Annotated in this window: 22 protein-coding genes; 7 read left to right on the top strand and 15 right to left on the bottom strand. The window is 41.9% G+C overall.

All coding sequences use genetic code 11. The features are described 5' to 3' along the window. Positions 1-7: 7 nt before the first annotated feature. Both C9J42_RS16360 and rraB read right to left on the bottom strand, forming a co-directional pair. A complete protein-coding gene (locus C9J42_RS16360) occupies positions 8-2,440 on the bottom strand; it encodes a glycoside hydrolase family 2 protein (protein ID WP_107247469.1) in 2,433 nt (810 codons plus the stop codon). A gap of 194 nt (positions 2,441-2,634) precedes the next feature. Beyond that, a complete protein-coding gene (gene rraB, locus C9J42_RS16355) occupies positions 2,635-3,033 on the bottom strand; it encodes a ribonuclease E inhibitor RraB (RefSeq protein WP_107247470.1) in 399 nt (132 codons plus the stop codon). 303 nt (positions 3,034-3,336) lie between these two features. Between rraB and C9J42_RS16350 the strand changes: the two genes are divergently transcribed. From C9J42_RS16350 to C9J42_RS16330, 5 genes are all read left to right on the top strand, one after another. Further along, the gene (locus tag C9J42_RS16350) at positions 3,337-4,347 is read left to right on the top strand and encodes an ornithine carbamoyltransferase (RefSeq protein ID WP_107247471.1); all 1,011 of its coding nucleotides are present in this window, start codon (positions 3,337-3,339) and stop codon (positions 4,345-4,347) included. A 272-nt stretch (positions 4,348-4,619) separates the two neighbouring features. Further along, positions 4,620-5,549: an aspartate carbamoyltransferase gene (gene pyrB, locus C9J42_RS16345; RefSeq protein WP_107260904.1), complete on the top strand. Its 930-nt coding sequence runs from the start codon at positions 4,620-4,622 to the stop codon at positions 5,547-5,549. Between the two features lie 15 nt (positions 5,550-5,564). Continuing rightward, positions 5,565-6,032, top strand: a complete 468-nt coding sequence (gene pyrI / locus C9J42_RS16340; protein ID WP_107207673.1) for an aspartate carbamoyltransferase regulatory subunit — start codon at positions 5,565-5,567, stop codon at positions 6,030-6,032. A 218-nt stretch (positions 6,033-6,250) separates the two neighbouring features. After that, positions 6,251-6,742, top strand: a complete 492-nt coding sequence (locus C9J42_RS16335; RefSeq protein ID WP_107207672.1) for an arginine repressor — start codon at positions 6,251-6,253, stop codon at positions 6,740-6,742. Between the two features lie 115 nt (positions 6,743-6,857). Further along, positions 6,858-7,244 carry a RidA family protein gene (locus C9J42_RS16330; protein ID WP_107207671.1) on the top strand — a complete coding sequence of 129 codons (387 nt, stop codon included), beginning with the start codon at positions 6,858-6,860 and terminating at the stop codon, positions 7,242-7,244. A gap of 98 nt (positions 7,245-7,342) precedes the next feature. Here the strand turns inward: C9J42_RS16330 and idi are convergent, their stop codons facing one another. The 9 genes from idi to C9J42_RS16285 all read right to left on the bottom strand — a co-directional run bounded on the left by idi (position 7,343) and on the right by C9J42_RS16285 (position 16,176). After that, positions 7,343-7,867: an isopentenyl-diphosphate Delta-isomerase gene (gene idi / locus C9J42_RS16325; RefSeq protein ID WP_107207670.1), complete on the bottom strand. Its 525-nt coding sequence runs from the start codon at positions 7,865-7,867 to the stop codon at positions 7,343-7,345. Between the two features lie 108 nt (positions 7,868-7,975). Continuing rightward, entirely contained in the window at positions 7,976-8,701 is a 726-nt protein-coding gene (locus C9J42_RS16320) for a 1-acylglycerol-3-phosphate O-acyltransferase (protein WP_107302164.1), read from the bottom strand. 173 nt (positions 8,702-8,874) lie between these two features. Then, positions 8,875-11,151 carry a DNA topoisomerase IV subunit A gene (parC, locus tag C9J42_RS16315; RefSeq protein ID WP_107207668.1) on the bottom strand — a complete coding sequence of 759 codons (2,277 nt, stop codon included), beginning with the start codon at positions 11,149-11,151 and terminating at the stop codon, positions 8,875-8,877. A gap of 73 nt (positions 11,152-11,224) precedes the next feature. Then, entirely contained in the window at positions 11,225-13,108 is a 1,884-nt protein-coding gene (parE, locus tag C9J42_RS16310) for a DNA topoisomerase IV subunit B (protein ID WP_105059453.1), read from the bottom strand. 214 nt (positions 13,109-13,322) lie between these two features. Further along, positions 13,323-13,901 carry an esterase YqiA gene (yqiA, locus tag C9J42_RS16305; protein WP_107247475.1) on the bottom strand — a complete coding sequence of 193 codons (579 nt, stop codon included), beginning with the start codon at positions 13,899-13,901 and terminating at the stop codon, positions 13,323-13,325. Beyond that, positions 13,901-14,725 (bottom strand): 3',5'-cyclic-AMP phosphodiesterase, encoded by an 825-nt coding sequence (gene cpdA / locus C9J42_RS16300; protein ID WP_107207666.1) that lies wholly within the window; start codon positions 14,723-14,725, stop codon positions 13,901-13,903. The genes yqiA and cpdA overlap by 1 nt, the downstream gene beginning before the upstream one ends. Positions 14,726-14,763: 38 nt before the next feature. Beyond that, positions 14,764-15,192 carry a DUF1249 family protein gene (locus tag C9J42_RS16295; protein WP_107207665.1) on the bottom strand — a complete coding sequence of 143 codons (429 nt, stop codon included), beginning with the start codon at positions 15,190-15,192 and terminating at the stop codon, positions 14,764-14,766. Positions 15,193-15,230: 38 nt separating this feature from the next. After that, complete coding sequence (gene nudF, locus C9J42_RS16290; RefSeq protein ID WP_107207664.1) at positions 15,231-15,854, bottom strand: ADP-ribose diphosphatase; 624 nt, start codon at positions 15,852-15,854, stop codon at positions 15,231-15,233. 100 nt (positions 15,855-15,954) lie between these two features. Further along, positions 15,955-16,176, bottom strand: a complete 222-nt coding sequence (locus C9J42_RS16285; RefSeq protein ID WP_107207663.1) for a hypothetical protein — start codon at positions 16,174-16,176, stop codon at positions 15,955-15,957. On the opposite strand from C9J42_RS16285, the gene tolC reads away from it, so the two are divergent. Beyond that, positions 16,175-17,473, top strand: coding sequence for an outer membrane channel protein TolC (gene tolC / locus C9J42_RS16280; protein ID WP_107207662.1), 1,299 nt, complete (start codon positions 16,175-16,177; stop codon positions 17,471-17,473). The two genes, C9J42_RS16285 and tolC, sit on opposite strands and share 2 nt — an antisense overlap. Before the next feature lie 74 nt (positions 17,474-17,547). On the opposite strand, the gene hldE is transcribed toward tolC, so the two are convergent. The 3 genes from hldE to C9J42_RS16265 form a co-directional block, all read right to left on the bottom strand. Further along, the gene (gene hldE, locus C9J42_RS16275) at positions 17,548-18,978 is read right to left on the bottom strand and encodes a bifunctional D-glycero-beta-D-manno-heptose-7-phosphate kinase/D-glycero-beta-D-manno-heptose 1-phosphate adenylyltransferase HldE (protein ID WP_107302163.1); all 1,431 of its coding nucleotides are present in this window, start codon (positions 18,976-18,978) and stop codon (positions 17,548-17,550) included. 78 nt (positions 18,979-19,056) lie between these two features. Continuing rightward, a complete protein-coding gene (gene glnE, locus C9J42_RS16270) occupies positions 19,057-21,954 on the bottom strand; it encodes a bifunctional [glutamate--ammonia ligase]-adenylyl-L-tyrosine phosphorylase/[glutamate--ammonia-ligase] adenylyltransferase (RefSeq protein ID WP_107207661.1) in 2,898 nt (965 codons plus the stop codon). Positions 21,955-22,077: 123 nt separating this feature from the next. Then, entirely contained in the window at positions 22,078-23,658 is a 1,581-nt protein-coding gene (locus tag C9J42_RS16265) for a methyl-accepting chemotaxis protein (protein ID WP_107207660.1), read from the bottom strand. 130 nt (positions 23,659-23,788) lie between these two features. On the opposite strand from C9J42_RS16265, the gene C9J42_RS16260 reads away from it, so the two are divergent. Next, positions 23,789-24,583: a potassium channel family protein gene (locus C9J42_RS16260; RefSeq protein WP_107247479.1), complete on the top strand. Its 795-nt coding sequence runs from the start codon at positions 23,789-23,791 to the stop codon at positions 24,581-24,583. 66 nt (positions 24,584-24,649) lie between these two features. Here the strand turns inward: C9J42_RS16260 and C9J42_RS16255 are convergent, their stop codons facing one another. Continuing rightward, a complete protein-coding gene (locus tag C9J42_RS16255) occupies positions 24,650-26,164 on the bottom strand; it encodes an inorganic triphosphatase (RefSeq protein WP_107207658.1) in 1,515 nt (504 codons plus the stop codon). Positions 26,165-26,284 lie beyond the last annotated feature (120 nt).

Genomic DNA, 26,284 nt, shown 5'->3' with positions numbered 1-26,284 from the left:
TACTGTATTAATAGCTTTGCTTTAAATGGTAAACACGTAAGCCTTGCACAACTTCATCGTAACTGGCTGAGCCAATGTATTTCACTTGGCGTTGGTGCTCAGGGACGAGCGTGAAGCTTGAATCTTCAAACCGACCTTCCCCTTCAAATTCCAAATGAACATAGAAAGCAGGTTTGCTGCTACTCAGCATCACTGATATTTCACCGTTCATTTCAGCAACTTCAAAACGTAAATCAGGATCTTCTAATTCACATTCTTTAGGTTTAGCTGGGAACCATGTGTTTTCAATTAGTTTATCGCCGTTACGTAAATGCACATGGAAGAAGCCTTCAGTCTCGTGACCATCAAGATCCTCGTTTAACCATTCCCACACCACTTTAGTGCAATCAGGATCAAGGAACTCTGAAATAGGTTCACGATATAAAATCTCACCTTCCCAACTCTGCCATACCACTTCACCTTTTAACTCAGCACTATTGCGACCATCATTAATTAAGTGAAGTTTTACCCCTTGCTCATCGCGAATAAAGGTCGCCATCTGTGGCGCAAAGAAACGTCGAGTATGATAGTGCAACTGTTTCCAACGACCACTATATTCTAGCGAAGACCATGAGCTTACTGGCCAGCAATCATTCAATTGCCAGAATAAAATGCCACGGTTTGTCGGCTTATGTGCACGCCAATATTCTGCTGCCGTTTTAATCGCCATCGCTTGTTGTACTTGCGATAGGTACAACATATTGACGAAACCATTAGGGAAACGGAAATAACGGGTAAACATTTCAGTGATAATCGAGTTACCACGGCTATTTTTCTGATGACATTCAAAACTTGGTGACGTGATATTCCAATCTTGCTCAGGAGCAAACGTCTTCACTGTCGGCAGTGACGGCCATGATTGGAAACCAAACTCTGAGCAAAAACGTGGCGTAACGGTTTGGTAGGCTTCAAAATCTTTACCTGAATGCCATACATCCCAAAAATGCATGTCGCCACGTTTATCATCGTGCCACGCATCGCCAAAATCTAACTCACCATTACACGGCGAACTCGCCCAAAAACGACGAGAAGGATCTTCTTTTTCAACTACTTCTGCTAATGCTCGGTTTAAACGATCATAGTTAACAAGATATTTTTCTCGGTTTTGACGGGATTCAGGATACCAACTAATCGCACCTATCACTTCATTGTCACCACACCATAAGGCTAGGCTTGCATGATCTTTTAGACGGCGGACTTGGTATTCAACTTCCTGTTTTACTTCTGCTACAAAATCAGGTGTTGAAGGGTACAGCGCACAAGCAAACATCAAATCTTGCCATACCATGATCCCTAATTCATCACATAACTCATAGAAGATATCTTTTTCATACATGCCTCCGCCCCAAACACGTAGCATGTTCATATTGGCAGCTAACGCATCTTCAAGCAAAGAACGATAGCGTTGATCCGTCATGCGTGAAGGCATCGCATCCATCGGAATCCAATTGGCACCTAATGCCGAGATCTCAACATCATTAACTTTAAAGACCATACTTTGGCCAAGTTCATCATCTTCAGTGATCAACTCAAGCTTGCGCAGACCAATCTTCTTATTGATATAACTGCCGTCAGCTTCAATTTTAAGATCATATAAACGTGGTTTACCATACCCAGCGGGCCACCAACGACGAGGCTCTGCAATACGGAACAAGACAGATGTTTTCGTTGCGTCACGATCAAGCGTCAAGTGGAAGGTTTGATCGTTAAACGTGACAGCTGCGTTTGCTAATCCTTTCTCTGATACCACTTCATAATTGAGCGTGACAGATAATTCGCACTCTTGATCTAGCCACTTTTGTTTCGTACTCACATGACTGATTCGAATATGCTCAATTGGCTGTAATTCAATATCGCCATATACCCCTAATACAGATAAACAAATACCCCAGTCCCAACCCGCATGACATTGGGTTTTACGCAAGGTATTCATATGAGGGATCTGGTTATTACCTTCTGCCCATGGCACTGGAAATGGCAATTTATCAGCACGCTTTTTAGCTGCAAGATCAGCACGGTGTAATACGATTTCAATTCTGTTGCAGCCTACTTGCAGACAACTTAATACATCTACTTTGTGACGCATAAACATATTATTGAAATCAGCCACGGTGTGGCCGTTTAAACGAATTTCAGCCACGGTATCAAGGTGATCCATCACTAAATCCATCGCATTACAGGCTAACTGCGCTTCGGTTAAGTCGAACTGTCGACTTACGATCCAATCACACTCCCCAACCCATTGGACTTTCTTTTCATTGGTAGCCCAGTAAGGATCAGGGATCTCACCTGCAGCAAAAAGCGCAGAATGAACATCACCTGGTAAATCAATATGCAGATCTTGTAAAGCCGCTCGCTGAACACAGGTTAATTGCCATTGACCATTAAGCGAAATTGTCATCATAACTCCAGCACTGAGTACACTCAGTAAGCTTGATAATAAAAAAGGTATATCTACGCAGTTTTTCAATAACGCACTGTGATCATTATTAAACTTTGATCATTAAGCAGAATAAAAAGTGCGAGTCCCCACAGCTAAAAGGCGAAAAAGCCAGCAAATATGCCGGCTTTTTTATTATTCGTCTATTTTAACGATTATTCTTCGTCGTCGTACTCTTCATCGTCGTCTTCACCAGACTCGAAGTAAGTGCCCCAACCGTCGTAATCGATATTGTGTTTTTCAGCAAGTTTGATCAACTTCTCAGCTTGTTCGTCAATCAACTCAGCGTTCAGTGCTGATTCCATTACAGCATCGAAACAAACAACTTTACCGCCGCCATCTTCTGGCGCTAGTTCAAGTTCTTCTGCTTCTAAAACTTCAAAACCAAGTTTAAAGGCTTCTACAGCAGCACCTTCTAACTCTTCAAACGTATCCGCTGAAAAGTGGTGCTCAATCGTATAAAGAGCATCTGGCTCACTGCCATCTTCAAGTAACGCGGCAATAATTTCGCGTGTTTCTTCTTTTTGCTCTTCGATCAGTTCTGCATAAGACATGGGTTCACTCCGACTGTGGAATCAATTTGCTGGCAAATATCGCATGGTTTGCCATCAATTACCACCTGTTAGTGAGAAGCACCGATAATTAGTATTGCCTTGAGTTTTAGCGTTCATATTCAACATTCTTATTACTGTCGGAAAAACCAAGGAAACCAAATAATCTTGCATAATAAGCGCACAGCTATTCACAATGCAGTAATAATAAGATAAACATAAAGTAACAATAACGAATATCTAGCAACCTCGTCACAACAAGGGGTATTCGGTTAGAAACATTATAAAATGAAAGAGGGAACTATCATGGCTTTTAATCTTCGTAACCGTAACTTCCTTAAATTATTAGATTTTACTCCACGAGAAATTCAACATCTTCTCGATTTATCTGCTGAGTTAAAAAAAGCCAAATACAATGGTTACGAGCAGCCACGCTTAAGCGGAAAAAATATTGCTCTCATCTTTGAAAAAGCATCGACCCGTACTCGTTGTGCATTTGAAGTGGCAGCTTTTGATCAAGGTGCAAAAGTGACATATCTTGGCCCATCAGGCTCACAAATCGGCCACAAAGAATCAATGAAAGACACCGCGCGCGTATTGGGTCGTATGTATGATGGCATTGAATACCGCGGCTTTGGTCAAGCCATTGTTGAAGAGTTGGGGCAATACGCTGGAGTACCTGTTTGGAATGGGTTAACCGATGAATTCCATCCAACTCAAATCTTAGCTGATTTTCTAACGATGCAAGAACATGGCCGTGGCAAGCAACTCAATGAAATCACCTTTGCTTATTTAGGTGATGCACGTAATAACATGGGAAATTCATTGCTCGTTGGGGCGGCGAAAATGGGGATGGATATTCGTCTCGTTGCGCCCAAAGCGTTCTGGCCTGAAGACGAGTTAGTGGCACAGTGTCGTGAAATTGCATTAGAAACAGGCGCGAAAATCACTCTCACAGAAAATGTGCAAGAAGGCGTTCAAGGATGTGACTTTTTGTATACCGATGTATGGGTTTCAATGGGCGAAGCAAAACAAGCATGGGCTGAGCGTATTCAGTTAATGCTCCCTTATCAAGTCAATATGGACTTACTAAAAGCAACAGGGAATCCACATGTGAAATTTATGCATTGCTTACCCGCTTTTCATGGTGAAGACACCACAATTGGTAAGGAGCTTGCGCAAGAATATCCTGAACTGGCCCAAGGCGTTGAAGTCACCGATGAGGTCATTGAATCCAAACATTCAATTGTTTTTGATGAAGCAGAGAATCGTATGCACACTATTAAAGCGGTCATGGTGGCCACACTGGGGCATTAATAAATGCCTATTGATAGTTTTCGCAAACGCTTGCGTCACTTAAAAATGACGGTATAATTCTTGCCAATTTGTCGAACACGAGCTAAGAGATGAACCTGACAATAACTCCACTACAGAATTATCGTCACCGCTTTTTAACGCAGGTTCGTGTTTCTATTTTTATAAAAAAAGCCTCCTTTTATTAAGGAGGCTTTTTTTTGTCTGTAAATCGGCAAGGATCACGGTGAATGCCGTATTGAGCGTTATTTATTTTATTTTGAGGGAAAGAAACCATGGCTAATTCGCTGTTTAAAAAGCATATTATTTCCATCCCAGAGCTTAGTCGCGCAGAGCTTGAATTAATTATCCAAACCGCAGGACAATTGAAAGCTGATCCTAATCCTGAACTGCTAAAAAACAAAGTGATTGCAAGTTGCTTCTTTGAACCATCAACCCGTACCCGACTCTCATTTGAAACGGCTATTCAACGTTTAGGCGGGACTGTGGTGGGGTTTGATAGCGCTGGCAATACGTCTCTAGCAAATAAAGGCGAAACTCTGTCTGATTCCGTTCAAGTGATTACTTCATACGTTGACGCTTTCGTTATGCGTCACCCTCAAGAAGGCGCTGCTCGTCTGGCATCTGAATTTTCTAACGGTATTCCTGTGATCAATGGTGGGGATGGGGCAAACCAACACCCAACGCAGACCCTGTTAGATCTGTTCACCATTTACGAAACCCAAGGCACGTTAGATAACATTAATATCGCCTTTGTTGGTGACTTGAAATACGGTCGTACGGTGCACTCGTTAACCCAAGCATTATCTAAATTTGATAACGTGAAGTTCTTCTTTATCGCCCCGGAAGTACTCGCAATGCCTGACTATATTTGTGAAGAATTAGATGATGCAGGTATCGCTTACAGCTTGCACAGCGATATGGAAGATGTGATCCCTGAGCTTGATATCCTTTACATGACGCGAGTACAAAAAGAGCGTTTTGATGAATCAGAATACGCCCACATGAAAGCGGCTTATATCTTAACGGCGAAGATGCTAGAAGGGGCAAGAGACAACTTAAAAGTGCTGCATCCACTGCCACGTGTCGATGAAATTACCGTTGATGTTGATAAAACTAAACATGCTTACTTCTTCCAGCAAGCAGAAAATGGTGTTTACGCACGTCAGGCGCTATTAGCCCTAGTTCTTAACGAAACCTTATAAGCAGGAGCGATGATCATGTCTAAAGAAACCCAACTAAAAGTTGAAGCAATCAAAAACGGCACTGTTATCGACCATATTCCTGCGCATGTGGGTATCAAGGTACTTAAGCTCTTTAGTATGGATAACTCGAACCAACGAGTGACAATTGGTTTGAATCTGCCTTCGTCAGCACTTGGTGCCAAAGATCTGATCAAGATCGAAAACGTCTTTATCAATGAAGATCAAGCTAACCAACTCGCACTCTATGCCCCGAAAGCAACCGTTAACCAAATTGAAAATTATGAAGTAGTAAAGAAACTTAACTTATCATTACCTGACTTTATTAGTGCGGTATTTAAGTGCCCAAATACTAACTGTATTTCACACGGTGAGCCGGTAAATAGTGGCTTTAAGGTACTGACTAAAAAAGCAGACATTCAACTTAAATGTAAATACTGCGAAAAAGTTTTCTCTCGCGAAATCGTGACAGAGTGCAATGCATAACTTTGTTATAAACAGCCCGTTAGCTTCATAGCGGGCTTTATTCATTAAATCTCAGCCACAAAATAACACAAAATACCAGCTAGGTATTATTTAGTGATAACCATCAAGTTTCTTCTGATTATTCCCTGTTATCATATTTGCATTAAATATCACAAAAAGTGATTATTATTGCGATATCGAACAAATAAAATGCATAAAAAAGCGACAAGGAGCTGTCCATGAATGGACATGAATCACCACACGGGATCATCAGTCATTATTGCGAAAAAAACATGACAGCCGTTTGTAAACAATTATTACAAATGCACCATTTTTCTACTCAAGATCATATTCGCGACGCGCTAATTAAAGAGGGATTTGATGATATCAGCCAATCTACCGTTTCACGTCTTCTCACTAAACTCAAAATAGTAAAAGCACCAAATGTCTATGGTAAACGGGTGTATTGTGTTACTGAAACCACCAATCCCACATATACTGATTCTGAGATCGCTTCACAAATTGAATTTGTTACTCATAATAAATTAGTGATTGTAGTAAAAACCCATCCGGGTTCTGCACAACTCATCGCTAGAATTATTGACCTTAATCCCCATCAAGAAATTTTAGGCACCATAGCTGGCAATGACACTATTATGGTTGCACCTCGCAATATTGATCGGATCCGTGATTGTGAACAAGCCGTTTGTCTAAGTCTTGGGATGATATAAAAACGTTCTAATCAGCTTGAATCTTCCTGACTTAGCCCCCATAACACCATCAATCAGATAGCGTGACGTGTCACTTACGCTATAACAATCAAAAAAATATAAGTAAGGGTAAACAATGACTAAGGTTCTTCATACAGAGCAAGCTCCTGCAGCAATCGGTCCATACGTACAAGGTGTTGATCTTGGTAATATGGTGCTAACTTCCGGTCAAATCCCTGTAAACCCTGCAACAGGTGAAGTACCGGAAGCAATTGCAGCGCAAGCTCGCCAATCTTTAGACAATGTAAAGGCGGTAGTGGAATCTTCAGGTCTTCAGGTTTCTGACATTGTTAAGATGACTGTTTTTGTTAAAGATCTAAATGACTTCGCTGCCGTTAACGAAGTGTATGGTAACTTCTTTGATGAGCATAACGCACCTTACCCAGCACGCTCTTGTGTTGAAGTTGCACGTTTACCAAAAGATGTAAAAATTGAAATCGAAGCGATTGCTGTTCGTAAATAATCGTTGCTAATAAACGTTTCATTGCATCTTAATTTGCCATAAAAAAAGCTGCTAACGGGATCTCGTTGGCAGCTTTTTTATTCATAAAACAACACTAATTACTTAGTGGCAAAAGCAAACACTTGACTAAACCATGCCGTAAATAACTCAGGCTGAGTCTTTAGCGTTTGTTTAATCGTCTCTTCAGACCACCAGCGATAATCCATCACTTCATCAGCGTTAGGAACAACCTCTATCTCGCCAGCATCAGCCACCAGCACATGATCGAGCTCATGCTCAAATAATTGGTTATCAAGCTCTGCGTAATAACAGAAGTGACCAATATCAGATAATGAAGTCACTTGCGTGATCCCCATTTCTTCAGCTAATCGTCGTATCCCTGCTTGCTCTATCGACTCATATTGGCGAGGGTGTGAACAACACGTGTTAGTCCACAACCCACCACTATGATATTTGTGCAACGCGCGTTGATGAAGTAAGTATTCACGACCAGACGTGGTATTTCGATACAACAAAACCGAAAAAGCCAAATGCAAAGCACCTTGTTTATGCGCTGCCATTTTCTCTTGTAAGCCTTGAAATTCACCTTGGCTATCAACCAAGACTACATATTCTTCAGTCATCACTCTTTACTACTGTTATAAATTACCCCCTGATATTCAGGGGTTAAAATAAAACAAGGACATGTGATAAACATGTCCTTGTATATTAATACTTACGAGACAAATAAATTAGCGTTTACCTCGCTCACTCGCTTCTGCATTAAGTTCTGCTAATTTTTCAGCCATAACATCATGACAACGGCTAGAGAGGCTGCGAACATCTTCTTTTGTTAAGCCATCAGTTGAAATCGGCTTCATTACTTCTACGATCACGACACCGTTATCCCAACGATTTAACCTAACATGATCAGTTGAACTACACACAATCGGTACAACAGGAACGTTCGCGCCAATTGCAGCATGGAAAGCACCAGTTTTAAACGGCAATAAACCACGACCACGAGAGCGAGTCCCCTCAGGGAACATCCACACTGACACTTTGTTTTGTTTAATTTTATCGACGACTTGACCTATGGTGCCCACCGCTTTACTGCGGTTTGCACGATCAATTAAGATGTTACCCGTGATCCAGTATAGCTGACCAAATAACGGTAACCATACTAAGCTTTTTTTACCCACGGTAACGGTACGAGGCATGATTGCACCAGAAACCGTAAAAAGATCATAATTATTCTGGTGGTTCGCAATATAGATAGCAGAGCCTACTTTTTCAGCTCCTTCTGCGTATCGGAACTCTAATTTGATCCCGAGTACACGTGACATTTTGCTAAACAAACGTCCAAAGGTATAAACGTGTTTAGGGTTACGTGGACTTAATAAACAGTATCCGCAACCAAAAATAAACGTCACGATAGCAAAAATTGCGATAGCAAATATCCGCAAAACAAAAATCATTCTAGCTCTCCTCAGCGTACAAGCGTTCGCTAGTATACTCACAGCAAGAGAAAATACACGTTTTATGTGTATTCTTTACTCACTTGTTATTCGCTTATCAATAGAAACGATATGCACAACTTAGATCAAAAAAGCCCTCAACTTGAGGGCTTTGAATAGCGCATCAGAAATAACTATTCCGATGGAACATCAGAAGATTGCTCGTTTGGTGAATCAATCTCCATCCGTGTTACTCGCTGTAAGCCTCGAGGTAACATCGCTCCTCGACGTCCACGCTCACCACGGAAATTATCGAGATCCGACGGTTTCAATCCTAGCTTACGTTTACCCGCATAAAGAGTGACATGGGTATCTGCACTAATTACCGTTAAGTAGGATAAGAATTCTTCACGCGCTTTTGAACGTGCAGATGGAATGTTGATGATCTTGTTACCCTTACCTTTCCCCAGTTGCGGTAAATCTTTAATTGGGAACAGTAACATTCGACCTTCATTGGTAATGGCTAATATCTGATCATTCTCAATATCAGCAACAGGCTGTGGCGGCAGCACAGCAGCATTTTCAGGTACCGTTAATAAGGCTTTACCGCTCTTATTTTTCGATACCATATCTGTGCTTTTACAGATAAATCCGTAACCTGCATCCGATGCCATTAACCAAATTTGATCGTCTTCTGCCATTAACACTTGGCGCATATTTGTGCCTGGGGTTAAATTTAAACGCCCCGTGATAGGTTCACCTTGGCTACGCGCAGATGGCAAGCTATGTGATTCTAACGCATAGCTACGTCCATCAGAGCCTAAGAAAATCGCAGGCTGATTACTCTTACCGCGAGCATGTGCAAGGTAACTGTCACCCGACTTATAGTTTAGCGTGCTCGGATCTACCTCATGCCCTTTAGCATGACGGATCCAGCCTTTCTCTGATAGTACGACTGTGATCGCCTCACTTGGGATCAAGTCACGTTCAGTTAATGCTTTCGCTTCTTCACGTTCAACTAATGGTGAGCGGCGATCATCACCGTACTTCTCAGCATCAGCGAGAATTTCTTTCTTAATTAAAGTGTTTAAACGACGCTCAGAGCCAAGTAACTTTTCTAGTTGCTCACGCTCTTTGGCTAATTCGTCTTGCTCTGCACGGATCTTAATTTCTTCAAGCTTGGCTAACTGACGCAGTTTAATTTCTAAAATTGCGTCTGCTTGAATCGCTGATAAACCAAAACGTGACATGAATTCTGCTTTTGGATCTTCCTCATTACGGATGATCTCAATCACTTCATCAATGTTAAGGTAAGCGGCCAGTAAACCTTCTAAAATATGTAAGCGCGCATTCACTTTATCTAAACGGTACTGTAAACGACGACGTACTGTTGTACGGCGATATTCCAGCCATTCAGCAATAATCTCCACTAAACCTTTAACTTGTGGACGACCATCTAGACCCAACATGTTCAAGTTCGCACGGAAGCTCTTTTCAAGATCCGTTGAAGCAAACAAGTGATTCATCAACTGCTCGCAATCAATACGGTTAGAGCGTGGCACAATCACAATGCGAGTTGGGTTTTCGTGATCGGATTCGTCACGTAAATCCTCAACCATTGGCAATTTCTTCGCACGCATTTGGCTAGCGATTTGCTCAAGCAGTTTTGCACCTGACGTTTGGTGTGGCAATGCGGTAATAACAATATCACCGTTTTCTTTGTGCCAAACCGCGCGCATTCTAATACTGCCTCGGCCACTCTTATAGACTTTCTTTAAGTCAGCTTTAGAGGTAATGATTTCCGCTTCAGTTGGGTAATCAGGGCCTTGAACAAACTCCATTAGCGCATCAAGATCTGCCTTTGGATTTTCAATCATGTGTACTGCTGCATTGGCAACTTCACGCGCATTGTGCGGTGGAATATCAGTTGCCATACCAACAGCAATACCCGTTACACCATTAAGCAAAATATGCGGCAGACGTGCTGGTAACATCTTAGGTTCTTGCATTGTACCGTCAAAGTTCGGTACCCAATCTGCGGTACCTTGGCCTAACTCAGACAGCAATACTTCAGAAAAACGTGATAAACGTGATTCGGTATAACGCATCGCAGCAAACGACTTTGGATCATCTGGCGCACCCCAGTTACCTTGACCGTCTACTAACGGATAACGGTAAGAGAAAGGCTGTGCCATTAATACCATGGCTTCATAACAGGCAGAATCACCATGAGGGTGATATTTACCTAATACATCACCCACAGTACGGGCTGATTTTTTATATTTTGCCGTTGCACTTAAACCCAGCTCAGACATCGCATAAATAATACGTCGCTGTACAGGTTTAAGACCATCACCGATAAACGGTAAAGCACGATCCATGATTACATACATGGAGTAATTTAAATAAGCGTCTTCAGTAAACTTCCTAAGAGGAAGCTGTTCAACGCCATCCATTGAGACATCAGTCATCGTTAGATAATCCGTCTTTAATTTTGCTTATCTGCCAGTTATTACTAGCAGATGAAATAGAGTAAAAAGCTGATCACACTTCAGCCATATCGCCTTTGCTTTGCAACCAGTGACGACGATCTTCAGCACGCTTCTTACCAAGTAGCATGTCCATCATTTCGTTGGTTTCACTGTCGTCATCAATCGTTAACTGCACTAAACGGCGAGTATTCGGATCCATGGTCGTTTCACGCAATTGCAATGGGTTCATCTCACCCAGACCTTTGAATCGCTGAACATTAACCTTGCCACGCTTACCTTTTAGGCGATCAAGAATACTGTTTTTCTCAGCTTCATCGAGGGCGTAGTACACTTCTTTACCCAAATCGATACGGTACAAAGGAGGCATTGCAATAAATACATGTCCGGCACGTACTAAGGTTTCAAAGTGCTTCATAAATAACGCACACAACAAGGTAGCAATGTGAAGACCATCGGAGTCCGCATCCGCAAGGACGCAGATCTTACCGTAACGAAGCCCACTTAAATCATCACTATCTGGATCAATACCAAGTGCGACCGAAATATCATGGACTTCTTGAGAGGCAAGGACTTGATCGGCAGACACTTCCCACGTATTTAAAATTTTACCGCGAAGTGGCATGATCGCTTGGAACATACGATCACGAGCTTGTTTCGCCGAGCCGCCCGCCGAGTCACCCTCGACAAGGAATAATTCAGTGCGATTAAGATCTTGTTGTGAACAGTCCGCTAACTTACCAGGCAGTGCTGGGCCTGATGCAATTTTCTTACGTACCACTTTTTTGCTTGCACGCATACGACGGTGCGCATTTGCAATACAGACTTCTGCTAATTGCTCTGCCAGTTGTGGACGCTCATTAAGCCATAAGCTAAAGGCATCTTTTACCACACCAGAAACAAACGCCGCACATTGACGTGACGATAAACGTTCTTTGGTTTGACCGGCAAATTGTGGATCTTGGATTTTTACCGACAAGACATACGCACAACGATCCCAAATATCATCAGCCGTTAATTTCACGCCTCGTGGCAGAAGATTACGGAATTCACAGAATTCACGCATCGCATCTAACAAGCCCTGACGCAGACCATTAACGTGAGTCCCCCCTTGCGCTGTTGGGATCAAGTTAACATAACTTTCAGTGATCAATTCACCACCTTCAGGTAGCCATAACAGCGCCCAATCAGCGGCTTCTGTTTGCGAACTGAACACACCAGTAAATGGTTCTTCTGGCAGTAATGTATACCCTTTTACACCTTCAGCAAGGTAGTCTTTTAAGCCATCTTCATAGCACCAACGAATCGTTTCATCAGTGATTTTATTGGTGAATACAATTTCTAAACCAGGGCATAACACTGCTTTAGCTTTTAGATTGCTCTTCAGGCGGGAAACTGAGAACTTGGCACTGTCGAAATATTTTGGATCTGGCCAAAAGTGAACTCGTGTGCCTTTTGCGCGACGGCCACAAGTGCCTATCACCTCAAGCTCTGAGACCTTATCGCCATTTTCAAAGGCAATTTGATACACTTGACCATCACGTTTTACCGTAACTTCAACACGCTTAGAAAGGGCGTTTACAACCGAGATACCTACCCCGTGTAAACCACCTGAAAATTGGTAGTTTTTACCAGAAAACTTACCACCGGCGTGAAGCTTACATAAAATAAGTTCAACCCCTGATACACCTTCTTCGGGGTGAATATCAACAGGCATACCACGACCATCATCAACCACCTCTAATGATTGATCGGCATGAAGGATCACTTCAACTTTACGGGCATGTCCAGCCAATGCTTCATCGACACTGTTATCGATAACTTCTTGACCTAAGTGGTTAGGTCGAGCCGTATCGGTATACATACCGGGACGGCGGCGTACTGGCTCAAGGCCATTAAGAACCTCAATGGCTCCAGCGTTATAGCTTTGATCTGTCATATCACGGAAATTTACGGGAAAGTTTTGAAAATAATAGTCAGTAACCCAGCGCTATATGTCAAGTTCTGGGACACATGAAGGCTCATGACTGTGAGTAATGATGTTATTTACAAGAACATCAGATAGAACATGTCATAGAAATATAAGTAATATCAGAAAACATATCGCGACACAGAGTCACTCGCGAATGCTAAACATGGCAGCATTCTACCAGTTATAATTCTAAGAATTGGATAATTGATGCAGGAAATCGTTCAAAATTGACAAAACTATGATCCCCATTAGGTTCAACGGTCAATTTTGATTCAGCATATTTCATTATGGATTGGCGATAATCTAATACTTCATCACCTTCTTGCAATAGCACCCAAAAACGTTGTGGAGCATGTAATGTCGCCACATCTAGTTGCTGCAATTGCGCCATATGCTGGGGAACAAGTACATAATTTTCGCCACTATATGGATTCTGCTGGGGTCCTAAATAATCAACTAACAACTCATAAGGTTTTACTGCTGGGTTAATTAATACCGCAGCTAAAGCAAACCGTTCACTTAACCAAGTACATAAATACCCACCTAATGAACTCCCTACTAAACCTATCTTGTACTCGTCTTTGCAGCGAAGGATCAACTGTTCAAGATAAACCTGCGCTTCTTCAGGGTAGCTCGGTAGTTGCGGCATCACAACCTTAATATCAGGTCGATGGTTTGCACAATACTGCGCCATTTGCTGCGCTTTTAATGATTGTGGCGAGCTATTAAAGCCGTGCAAATAAATCAATAGTGATGCCATTAATACCCTGCTGAATCAAAAGTTGGTTGGAATACATCACCTTCAAGACGTTCAACGTGAGTAATAATATCCCCTGTCGCGGTTAATTCTAAATAACGCCAACCTGGGGTTACTTGATCTAATGCAAAATCATCAGAATCGGGTAGAAATTGAATACACGTCGAAGGTGTCGCTAGCACTCTGACATCACGATGAATACGATCCAACTCTTGATGAATATGACCGCATAAAATAGCTTTTACTTGAGGATGTTTATCAATGACCTGCCACAGCGCATCACTATTGTGTAACTGATGCTGATCAAGCCATGCGCTCCCCGCGGGTAACGGATGGTGATGAAGTAATACCAACGCATGTCGCTCAGGGTGTAGCGATAAAGCATGATCAAGTAGTGCTAATTGATGATGAGATAATTCGCCATGTGGAACACCAGCCACTTGGCTATCAAGTAGGACAACTTGCCAATGATCACCGACCAATATTTGTTCACTATCTTTAATTTGTTCAGAAGGTAATATTGATGCCATGGTTGGTTGGTAATCGTGATTGCCCGGTAACCAAAAACACGGTTGTTCCCAACGAGCAATGCCTTCAGCAAAACGTTGGTAGGAATCAGGAGTGTGATCTTGGGAAATATCTCCCGTTGCAACAATTGCATCAAATTTACGCGTAGAAGCATCTACCGCATTAAGGACGGCATGAAAGCTCTGTTGAGTTGCCACACCAAGCAGAGCGCCTGATTCATTGGCAAACAAATGAGTGTCTGTAATTTGAAGAAGAACCACACTATCAGGGTTCGTCTGTGGCAGCGAATAGGTCTGCAAAACGTCAAAAACCTTGTCTTTTAATCAATCAAAAACAGTTAACAAACAGATTGGTTACTGATCCCACGGCGTAAACAATGGTTTAACCAATCGCCTAAAAAACGATTTACTTGATGTTTCTCATCTTTCTGATGCATACGCAAGTTAGGATAATCATATATTGGCTTTAAACGAGAAATCTGTTGAGCGGAACACACTTCTGCGACTCTAGCATCATGATAAAGCCTTACTGTTAACGCTGGCGATAAATAATCGACAACATCTTGATCACTCTTTAACCCTAGAGAAATCATCGTAGTATAGCGTGTGGATTCTATTATTTTTAAGCGATATATATCATCACACACTCGATAAAACCTTTCATCACCCACTTCGTCACTACGAGGTAATAACGGGAGCAACTTAGCATAATTGGTTTCATACAAGCGCATTAGGCTTGATAAATCGACAGAGTATCGAGAGTTCAATGACAAAATCCTTTAAATAGTTACAACCTTTTATTGGCCTATTGCTGTAACTGTAAATAATGAAGCTGTAACCATTGTAAGGCAATAATCGAGGCTGCATTTTCAATTTTACCAGATTCTACCCACTGATAGGCCTGTGTTCTTGACACAACATGCACCCGAATATCTTCACTTTCTTCAGCTAAACCATGAATACCACTCGCTGTTGTGCTATCAACAGTGCCAACGAATATATCCAGCATTTCAGAACAACCACCTGAGCTTGATAAATAACGCGTCACTTTTTGAAGTTCAGTGACGGTTAGCCCCGCCTCTTCAACAGCTTCTCGTTTAACGACCTCTTCTGCAGATTCACCTTGGTGATCAATCATGCCCGCGACAATTTCTAACTGCCAAGGCTCACAGCCAGCCGCCATCGCACCGACACGAAATTGTTCAATTAAAACAACCTCATCAGTGACTGGATCATAAGGTAATAAGGCGGCGGCATGCCCACGTTCAAACATTTCTCGATTGACCGTATCGCTCCATCCGCCTGCAAAAAGTTTATGACGAAAACGGTATTTCACCATTTTAAAAAAGCCATTGTAGACAATATCTTTCGCCTCAACTTTTACATCATCCACACCAAACTGCAGTGGACTTTTCTCATTTTGGCTCATCATTATTCCCTTGTATAAATAAAGTGCGCTAGCTCGCAATAATTAACAGATAATCATAACAAACAGAGAAGGTTAGCTATCTTTTCATTCAATCAGATTATCAGCAACGTTTAACTTCAACAAAATTAATAAATATTACATTTTTTTTTAAACCAAATTGATAAGAGTTTAAATTTCCACCACCATAAATAAAAAATAAACCATCATATTTAGGTAAATTTTTGCAATGATCAGTTTCAAGCAAGGCATGTTGAGGTAAACTACAATTTGTAATTATATTTTTAGCTCCCATTTTGTCAGCAAGACCAGGAAAGGCATCCATGAAAAAATTGCTTCCAATCGTTATCAGCCTTGCATTTGGCTCACTAAGTCAATCAGCTCTTGCTGATGATCTCGCTCAAATTTATCAGCAAGCAAAACAAAATGATCCACAACTTCTAAAAGCTGCAGCAGATAAAGATGCAGCATTTGAAGCAATTAACTCATCTCGAAGTACGTTACTACCGCAGATTAACTTAAGCGCGGGCTACAATACTTACCATTTAGATGCCAAAGACAAAAATACAGATGGATTTGTTGGCGGTCTTCAGCTTGACCAAGAGATTTATAATCGCTCAAGCTGGATTGGTTTAGATGTATCAGAAAAAAAAGCCCGTCAAAGTGATGCTGCATACTCAGCTGAGCAACAAGGCTTAATTCTTCGTGTCGCACAGGCTTACTTTAATGTTTTAGAAGCCAAAGACGATCTGAGTTTTGGTGAGGCCGAAAAGAAAGCTGTAGGCCGACAACTAGAACAGATGAAACAGCGCTTTGAAGTGGGTCTATCTGCCATTACGGATGTCCATGACGCCCAAGCACAATACGATAAAGTTGCAGCTGATGTGATTCTAAAAGAAAATGCAGTCGCAAATAGCTACGAAGAACTGCGTGAAATTACAGGCCGTGAGTACACCTCTCTGGATGCCTTGAACACCAAGACTTTCTCCGTAACGCCATTACAACAATCACCTGATACGTTTGTAAAAACAGCTGAGACTGACAACCTATCATTATTGGCGTCAAGAATTGGTCAAGATATCGCAAGAGACAATATTTCACTTGCAGAATCAGGCCATCTACCAACCTTATCGTTCACTTCAGGTTATCAATATAATAAGTCAGGACCGGGCACTCCAGATCCAGATCAAGGTTCTTTGACTGCAGGAATTCAGTTAAACCTTCCAGTCTACTCTGGTGGTAATATCAGCTCTCAAGTAAAACAAGCGCAATACGCATATGTTGCCTCTAGTGAAGAGCTTGAAGGCCAATACCGCACAGTTGTGAAAGATGTACGTAACTATTACAACAACATTCATGCCGCTGCTGGTTCAATAAAAGCATACAAACAGCTCGTTATTTCAGCTAAATCAGCTTTAGAAGCAACAGAAGCGGGCTTTGATGTGGGTACGCGTACTATTGTTGATGTTCTTGACTCAACAAAGAGCCTCTATTCAGCAAATAGCCTATTAGCTAATGCTCGTTATAATTATATTCTTGCACAACTACAGCTAAAACAAGCGGTAGGTACCCTGAGTGAGCAAGATATTGTTGATATAAATAAAGGCTTAATTAAACAATAAGTTTTAATCATCAAAAATAAAAAAGCGCCCAAAGGCGCTTTTTTATTATCTGCGATTTTTGTCGCTATAATTTATTAGCCACGACCACCACGGATCGCTTCAATAATTTTGGATGTAGAGCAGCCGTCTTCAAAGTTAAGTACCAGTACTTGACCACCAGCTGCCACCACTTCTTTACCACCCGCAATTTCTTCAGGTTTATAATCGCCACCTTTCACCAAAAGGCTCGGAAGCACTTCACTGATCAAACGTTGTGGTGTTTCCTCGGTAAACGGTACCACCCAATCAACTGCACCAAGACCTGCCAATACCGCCATACGACGATCTTCTGGGTTGACTGGACGACCAGGGCCTTTTAAACCTTTAACTGAGCTATCAGAGTTCACCGCAACAATTAAACGATCGCCTAATTTTGCCGCTTCAGTTAAATAAGCAACATGACCAGCATGTAAAATATCAAAACAACCATTTGTCATAACTACCGTCTCACCACGCGCACGTGCTGACTTTACGGCTTGAATTAATTGAGGCTCAGAAATAACACCAAAACCACTGTCTTGACTACCATGAATGGCATCTGTTAATTCAATAGTAGATAAGGTTGATGTACCCAACTTCGCGACAACGACACCAGCCGCAGCATTGGCTAATTTACACGCATCTGATAACGATTTACCTGCAGATAATGAAGCGGCAAGCACTGAGATCACCGTGTCACCAGCACCTGTTACGTCATACACTTCTTGCGCTTGCGTTGGCATATGTAAAGGCTCACTGCCTTTTTCAAGTAACGTCATGCCATGCTCAGAGCGAGTGACTAACAAGGCTTCAAAATCAAACTTTTCAATAAGGGCTAACCCTTTCTCAACTAAGTCTTCGTCTGACGTGACTTTACCAACAACCGCTTCAAACTCAGATAAGTTTGGTGTAAGCAGTGTGGCGCCACGGTAACGTTCAAAATCCGAACCTTTTGGATCAATTAACACAGGCACATTTGCTTCGCGCGCTAATTGGATCATACCTTGAACGTGCTCTAATACACCTTTCGCATAATCAGATAAAATGACGACTTTCACATCCGTTAAGGATTGCTTCATGCGCGCAATGATCGGTGCGGGATCAACGTTATGAAAACCTTCTTCAAAGTCTAAACGGATCAACTGTTGCCCACGACTCATTACACGAAGTTTGGTAATTGTCGGATAGTTAGGCAGTGAAACAAAATCACAATAAACGTTCAGTGAAGATAACTTTTCAGTCAGCGCTTTCGCTTGCTCGTCAATGCCCGTTAAACCAATCAATTTTGCATGCCCGCCTAATGCTGCAATATTCATTGCAACGTTAGCGGCACCGCCCGGGCGCTCTTCAATCTGATCAACCTTAACAACAGGTACTGGCGCTTCTGGTGAAATTCGCCCTGTAGGACCTGTCCAATAACGGTCTAGCATGACATCACCAACAATCAAGACACCTGCTTGGTTATAATCAGGAAGGGTCAGTTTCATTTTTTTCTCCGGGAATATGAAAACGCTCAAATACTAGCATAAACTAAAATCAAGATGCATCAGGACAATGTTATTCCGTTAATTATCATCACTATTGATTGGCTCTAAAATTTGCAGCCAGATCGCTTCAACATTTTCTCGTAGCTCAACAAATTGTTTATCAGATACATACGCATCTGATCCTAATAAATTAAGCTTATGGGTTTCATTACGCATTTCACAGTAAGCATGCTGGAGTAATTTTGCATCCTCAGCAGAAATGATGCCTTCTTGCGTCATTGATGAAAATATACGGATATTATCAGACCAACGAGTTACGTCAGGTTGCTCAGCAGCATTCGCTAACACAAGAAATTGGGCGAGAAATTCAATATCGGTGATCCCACCTTTATCTTGTTTTAAACCAAACATTCCCGCTTTTTTCTTACCTAAATGATCACGCATTTTATGGCGCATCTCGACAACGGCTTTGGCTAATTCATTTCGTTTGCGAGGAATTGATAATATCTGCTGGCGAACATCGGCAAAGGCATGCTGCAATTGTTGGTCACCATAAATCATGCGAGCACGAACAAGCGCCTGATGCTCCCATGTCCACGCCTCTTGCTGCTGATAATCAGCAAACGCGGTGACGGTACTGACCAATAACCCTGATGCACCAGATGGACGTAACCGCATATCAACCTCATATAACACGCCTGATGCGGTTCGAGTTGAAAATAGGTGAATGATCCGTTGCGCTAGACGTAAATAAAATTGACGGCCATCTATTTCTTTAAGGCCGTTGGTGTAAACATTATCAGGGCAATCATGCATAAAAACCAAATCAAGATCAGAGCCATAACCAAGCTCCCAACCACCAACTTTACCATAGCCCACAACACCAAACCCTTTCCCCTGTCGTTCAACTAAGTGGCTCGGCTCACCATATTTCTGAGCGATTTGTAACCATGCTTGGTTCACTACAGCTGCAACAATCGCTTCAGCTAAATAAGTTAAGTGATCACTAACCTTCATCACAGGTAAAATACCAGCAATGTCAGCCGCTGCAATTTTCAACAACTGAACTTGTTTAAACTGTCGAATCGCCTCCATTTGCTGCTCCATATCTTCTTCTGGAATACGAGCAAGATATTCACGCAATTCGTCTTTATAACTGGTGAGCTCTGTCGGCTTATAAAGGTGCTGTGGATCGAGTAATTCATCTAATAAAAGTGGATATAACGCCAGCTGATCGGCAACCATTGGGCTTGCTGCACAAAGTCGAATCAATTGCTGTAAAGCGGCTGGGTGTTCAACCAATAGCTCAAGATAAGTGGTACGTGTTGCGATCCGAATGATCAGTTTGGTTAAACGCGGTAACAGTTGAGTCGCATCATCTCGCATCACAACCTGTGATAATACTTCGGGCATTAGGCGAGCTAACACTTCGCGCCCACGGGGGCCCAATGTACGTTTAGATAGCTCAGCTTTAAAACCAATTAAGTGCTCTGCTAACTCAATGGATGCTGGCTCATTTAATTCAGCAAGGATCGCGAGTAAGACTTCATAATTGAGCACCATTGCCCACATTTCATGATATTGAGCATCAACACTTGCTTGATCATCTTGCTCCTCCACACCGATGATATCTTCAAAAATCAAGTGAATTGCAGACATATGAGATTCGACATCTTGCAGTAAAGCAGCCCAATCAGCATATCCCATTGCACACGCTAAACGTGCTTGATCAAGTGCTTTATCTGGTAACGTTTGGGTTTGTTTATCATCGATTGCTTGGAGTAAATTCTCTAAACGGCGCAAGAAACAATAGCCATCTTGTAACACAGCCACATCTTGTGATGGCAATAAACCTAATTCATTCATCGCTGATAAGGTGGGCAGTAATCCTCGTCCTCGCAGACTCGGTTCACGTCCACCACGGATCAACTGAAATGACTGCGCGATAAATTCAACCTCTCGGATCCCACCAGCGCCTAATTTAATATTATTGCTAAGTCCTCGACGTCTTACTTCACTGCTGATCATCGCTTTCATGCGACGCAAAGCTTGTACAGCACTGAAGTCGATATAACGACGAAAAACAAAGGGCCGTAGCATTTGACGTAATTCTTGATACTGGCTAAAGCTTTCTTTGCCCATCACGCGCGCTTTGATCATCGCATAACGTTCCCAATCACGTCCTTGCTCTTGGTAATAATCTTCAAGGGCAGCATAGCTCATCACTAATGGGCCACTGTCGCCAAAAGGACGTAAACGCATATCAACGCGATAACAAAAGCCATCATAAGTTTGTTGATCTAACGCTTTAATCAACTTCTGTCCTAGACGGGTAAAGAACTGCGCATTGGCAAGACTTCGACGCCCACCTTGCGTTTCACCATTTTCTGGATAGGTAAAAATAAGATCGATATCAGAAGAAAAGTTTAGCTCTCCACCACCCAGTTTACCCATTCCTAATACCAACATAGGTTGAGCTTCACCGCTTGCGTTCATTGGTGTGCCCCAATCAGCACAACATTGACGATATAACCAATGGTAGGCTTCCATGATCAACGCTTCAGCAAGCTGCGATAAAGACTCTAAACTCTGCTTTAACGGGACAACATTAGTAAAGTCATGCCAAGCAATAAGGCACATTTGTCGACGACGAAATTGCCTTAACACATGCATTAATTGGTTTTCATCTTTCACATCATTTAACTGCTCAGATAAGCACTGGCGGTAATCAATCGATTCAAGATGCTGACGATGATGCAGTAGCCAAGTTAGCCATTCAGGATCTTGCACTAATGACGAAAAAATAAAATCACTTAAGCCTAAAACTGAACGCAGCTCTTCTCTATCTTGCCCTTGCCATTGCGCTAACGCTTCAGGGTGATGTTCGGCAAGTTTATGAATAGCAAGATCAGCGGCATCAGCCAGAGAAGTAAAACGAGAAATATTAGGAAAAAAAGCGCTCTTTTCTACAGTCATGTGCTTTCCTTGAACAAGTAATCTGACAGAATTGTTTCTACATTAGCATAGAAAAACGCCCATCAAATGATGGGCGTTATAATTTTATACATTACTGATTATCTCATTACACGAGGCGATGAGTTACACCTGAAATGCCTTAATTTTTGTTTCTAAATCATTAGCATGTTGGTGCATGGTATCTGACGTTTCAGCAAGCTCAGTCACCACTGTCACCGACGCTTCTACCAGCTCTCGTACATTGGTTAAATTCTGGTTCATCTCATCAGCAACCGTTGTTTGCTGCTCTGCTGCGGTGGCAATATGGAAATTCATATCATTAATTAGCTTTACTTGTGCAACAATTTTTTCTAATTCATCCCCAGCATTGGTCACCAAGTCAACCCCTTCAGCCGCCTCTTCAACACTTTGCTCCATCAAACCCACGGCTTGCTGGGCACTTTGTTGTAATTGACTGATCATCTCTTGAATTTCAACCGTTGCAGTTTGTGTCCGTTGCGCCAAATTACGTACTTCATCGGCAACAACAGCAAAACCGCGTCCAGCATCGCCTGCGCGTGCAGCTTCAATCGCAGCATTCAATGCCAGTAGATTGGTTTGCTCTGAAATACTTTGGATTGTCACAATAACTGTGCTGATCTTCTCAACGCGTGCTTCGACCTGATTAACCGCATCAGCAGATTGACGAATATCGCCAGAAAGCTGATTAATTGTGCTCATTGTTTTGCCTACAAACTCTTGTCCTTGCGCTGCTTGCTCTGATGTTCCCACTGTGGCATCAGAAGCTTGCCTTGCATGTTCAGCGACGGTTTGTACCGTAGAGGTCATTTCTGACATCGCAGAAGCTAATTGATCAATCTCTGCAAACTCTTCTTGTGCCGACGCTTTCGTCTCTACCATACTAATTGACATAATATCGGACAGGCTCGAAAGCTCACTCGCCACTGTACGTTGAGCTTGCAATACTTCCTGTAACTGAAAACGTGCGGTTTCTAGCTCACGTGCTAAATCACCAAATTCATCACGGCAATCCATCTCAATCGGCTCAATTAAATTACGTTGTGCCAAATTTTTAATACTTAGTTTTAAGTAATTAATTTGACGTAGCATTATCCTTGAACCACCCAGTAGTAGCACCATAAAGGCAAGGATCATAACCCCTGTTTGCCATGCAATTTGCCATAAGTATTGATGGTAATAGTTATTAGCAACTTGGCTTGACTGAGAGCCCACGACCACTAAATCACGCTGGGGGAGTAATTCTGCATATTCATAACGCCCTTGATCTAACGTTAGTGGAGAAGAGATCGTTAATTGAGAGAGTAAAGCTGACAAGGGTTGATTTTCTGACGTTGTTGCACTGAGTTGATCCAGTTGCGTTACAGATGGATGCCCAACAACCTTGCCACTTTTACGATCAATGATATAAACATACGCGTCTTGAGCAGAAACTTGGTTAAAAAAGGATTTTGCTATATCGACACCTGATTTATCATTACCTTTCAATAAATTAGAATATGAAACCGCTTGTTCTTTAGCACGATCTTTTTGGATTTGTGAGACTGCAGAATAAAATGTTTGGGCATCCCATAACTGCTTTCCAAGTAGCAGTACCGTACTAAATACCATTAATAGGATCAATTTGGGCACAAGACGGATATTTGTTAGTCCTTTTTCCCATGATGAAAAGTGCATCGTTGCCATTTGGATCCTCCTTATTGCCCTTCAATTTTCAAGTCAAATAAATGAAGATGAAGCACAATAACTATCAATGAATTTTGCTATCGTCTTTCTTAATAGCAATATATCGACAATAACCACAAAGACCTTAGTGATGAAAGTAATTGATGACGTAAAGTATGAGCTACATCCCATGAGTTTGATGGCATTGGTTCTCTCTATCACCTCGCTTATCATTGTGACCAGCACACTTTTTCTCAATAAACACAGTCCAACGTTTCGTATTTTTATTGCCATAGACACTTTTATCTGCCTGATTTTCTGGTGCCAACTGCTGATAGATTTATTTAGAAGTGAAAGTAAAGCTGCCTACCTAAAGCACCACTGGCCTGATTTTATCGCCAGTATTCCCGCTATCGAACCGTTACGTTTTATGCGTATTTTACAAGTTCTGCGCGTTATTCGCTTATTACGTTCGAGTAAACACATTTACTTTCAGCTACAAAACAATCGCCGAGAAACCACTTTGGCTTCGATCTTCTTATTATTGACGGTCCTTATCACTATTGGCGCAAGTTCTATCTTATTTGTAGAAGGCAATGTCCCTGAAGCGAACATTCATACTGCAGGGGATGCACTATGGTGGGTATTTGTCACTATCTCAACCGTGGGTTATGGCGATTATTATCCGGTTACAACATTAGGTCGAATCATTGCTGTCGGGATCATCATCTGTGGTGTGGGTTTATTTGGTATGGTGGCTGGTTTGATAAGCTCAATCATTTCAGATCCACAACATGAAAAAGACTTACTCGAAAAAGCACATCGAAAAGAATGGCGAGAAATGCTAGCCAATCAACAAGTCTTACTGGCTAAATTAGATCGCTTGGAAACAAAACTTGATCAACTATCACAAGAGAAAAGCACCAATACACCAAGCCAGCATTAAGAAAACAAAAATATATCGCTATAAAAAAGCCTTGCTTGAGCAAGGCTTTTATTTTCTCTCTAGCACTTAAGGCCAATATGGCGCGAGTTCAATACTCATCTTACGTGTTTGATCCATTGCATGGATCAATGATTCATTTTGACGCTGCAACCATTTCTCAATTTGTACAAAGTCATCACCTTCAAATAACGGCAATAACTGACGTATTGGCTCTAAGGCATAAAGGTCGTCAATGCCTTGCAATAAATCAAACCATGGCATACGGAAAGATTGACGTAATTCAGGATCGTAAAGCGCAGCAAAAGATAAACCACACATTAAATTTCGTTGCAAACGTGGTTTCTGATCAATGTAATCAGAACGGGTTAATTGGCGCTCAGCAGGAAAAGCATCCATTAGCTCACGCCATGAACGAGATAAGATATTATCGGCAAAAGGTTTAATCGCACCAGCAAGTTTTGCGCGTGATTTATCATCTAAAAACGGCTGCCAACCACGGCTTAATATCCAACGACTTAAATCAAGCAATAAACCGCAATAACGTGCAGAGTTCATCAAACGCAGCATATCTTCGCTATCGGGTAGCTGTTCATAGCGCGTATCTAACTGCTGTTGTAGTGATTTTCGGACATTTAACTTACGCAACACATAAGATTTATCGTCCGTTAGCGCTTGAATACTATTGGCATCCTCTAACCACGCTAACTCACCTTCTAACCATTGTAATTCTTGGCGTAACAAAGCACTGGCACGACGCGGGATAATACCGCCGAACGTTGCAAAGGTTTGGCGCAATAAGCTTAATGATTGGGAGATTTGAACTAACGCTTGCTGATCTTGCGATTCAGTATAAATTTGTTCGTGGTATAACCAATGCTCTAATGCGTGCTCTAACGTTTTAATAAACGTCGATTCAACCGTATCTTGCTCAGTCGTTGCCACCAGCGTTAAAGGCTTTGGTGTATCACCTTGATAATCTGCTGCTAAGCGGTAGCCACGAGCCGCTTTACTCAAATTACCTAATCGCATACCACCATCCGCACAAAGTGCACGGGCAAGCGTAAATAAAGCATCGGTTTGACCCGATTTAAGCTCTAACTCAACTTCACAAATTGGCGATGATTTACCATTAGTATGGACATCACCATGATCATAGGCCAATTCAATCTGGCTTCCATCCGGCATGGCGACTAACCATTGCTGACGGGTGAAATCGGTTGAGAATAAAGGTTTAATTTGCTGTTGAGCGAGATCAACATCAAAACCTTCTGGCCACGCATCCGCTGGATGTAAAGCCAAAATGGGCGCATCACCATCAATTTCTACATTATATTCAGGACGCTGGTGTAAACCCGCAACGACCCGACCTGCAGTTTTTAATGTTTGTACATAAACATCGTCAAAACGACGTATCCGAAGGCCAATATCATGCTGACGCAATAATTGGTCTGGCGTATCAAAGTAAATATTGCCTAATTCTCGACTGCTCTGCTGCAGAATTTTCGCTTCAGTTATTTTGTTCAATAATTGACTAGAAAATTCTGGTGAGACGATAAACTTCAGTTCTATCTCGGTTTCCATAGTTATACCTATAAACAGTGGCAATCCAAGGATATTTGCTTCTGCGCTTAAGGGCAAGTCAGAAATATCGATAAAACCTTGATCAAAATTAGTTCCACTATACTCATATATACGTTAACA

Source organism: Photobacterium sp. GB-56 (genome assembly GCF_003026105.1).
Lineage (GTDB): Bacteria > Pseudomonadota > Gammaproteobacteria > Enterobacterales > Vibrionaceae > Photobacterium.
This window is presented reverse-complemented; position numbering and strand designations above follow the sequence as displayed.

Coding starts and splice junctions, on each gene's coding strand:
- C9J42_RS16360 (WP_107247469.1), bottom strand. CDS start 2,440: ATGACAATTTCGCTTAATGGTCAATGGCAATTAACCTGTGTTCAGCGA.
- rraB (WP_107247470.1), bottom strand. CDS start 3,033: ATGTCTTATGCAGAACTGATCGAAGAGCAAAAAGAAGAAACACGCGAA.
- C9J42_RS16350 (WP_107247471.1), top strand. CDS start 3,337: ATGGCTTTTAATCTTCGTAACCGTAACTTCCTTAAATTATTAGATTTT.
- pyrB (WP_107260904.1), top strand. CDS start 4,620: ATGGCTAATTCGCTGTTTAAAAAGCATATTATTTCCATCCCAGAGCTT.
- pyrI (WP_107207673.1), top strand. CDS start 5,565: ATGTCTAAAGAAACCCAACTAAAAGTTGAAGCAATCAAAAACGGCACT.
- C9J42_RS16335 (WP_107207672.1), top strand. CDS start 6,251: ATGAATGGACATGAATCACCACACGGGATCATCAGTCATTATTGCGAA.
- C9J42_RS16330 (WP_107207671.1), top strand. CDS start 6,858: ATGACTAAGGTTCTTCATACAGAGCAAGCTCCTGCAGCAATCGGTCCA.
- idi (WP_107207670.1), bottom strand. CDS start 7,867: ATGACTGAAGAATATGTAGTCTTGGTTGATAGCCAAGGTGAATTTCAA.
- C9J42_RS16320 (WP_107302164.1), bottom strand. CDS start 8,701: ATGATTTTTGTTTTGCGGATATTTGCTATCGCAATTTTTGCTATCGTG.
- parC (WP_107207668.1), bottom strand. CDS start 11,151: ATGACTGATGTCTCAATGGATGGCGTTGAACAGCTTCCTCTTAGGAAG.
- parE (WP_105059453.1), bottom strand. CDS start 13,108: ATGACAGATCAAAGCTATAACGCTGGAGCCATTGAGGTTCTTAATGGC.
- yqiA (WP_107247475.1), bottom strand. CDS start 13,901: ATGGCATCACTATTGATTTATTTGCACGGCTTTAATAGCTCGCCACAA.
- nudF (WP_107207664.1), bottom strand. CDS start 15,854: ATGAGCCAAAATGAGAAAAGTCCACTGCAGTTTGGTGTGGATGATGTA.
- tolC (WP_107207662.1), top strand. CDS start 16,175: ATGAAAAAATTGCTTCCAATCGTTATCAGCCTTGCATTTGGCTCACTA.
- C9J42_RS16285 (WP_107207663.1), bottom strand. CDS start 16,176: ATGGATGCCTTTCCTGGTCTTGCTGACAAAATGGGAGCTAAAAATATA.
- hldE (WP_107302163.1), bottom strand. CDS start 18,978: ATGAAACTGACCCTTCCTGATTATAACCAAGCAGGTGTCTTGATTGTT.
- glnE (WP_107207661.1), bottom strand. CDS start 21,954: ATGACTGTAGAAAAGAGCGCTTTTTTTCCTAATATTTCTCGTTTTACT.
- C9J42_RS16265 (WP_107207660.1), bottom strand. CDS start 23,658: ATGGCAACGATGCACTTTTCATCATGGGAAAAAGGACTAACAAATATC.
- C9J42_RS16260 (WP_107247479.1), top strand. CDS start 23,789: ATGAAAGTAATTGATGACGTAAAGTATGAGCTACATCCCATGAGTTTG.
- C9J42_RS16255 (WP_107207658.1), bottom strand. CDS start 26,164: ATGGAAACCGAGATAGAACTGAAGTTTATCGTCTCACCAGAATTTTCT.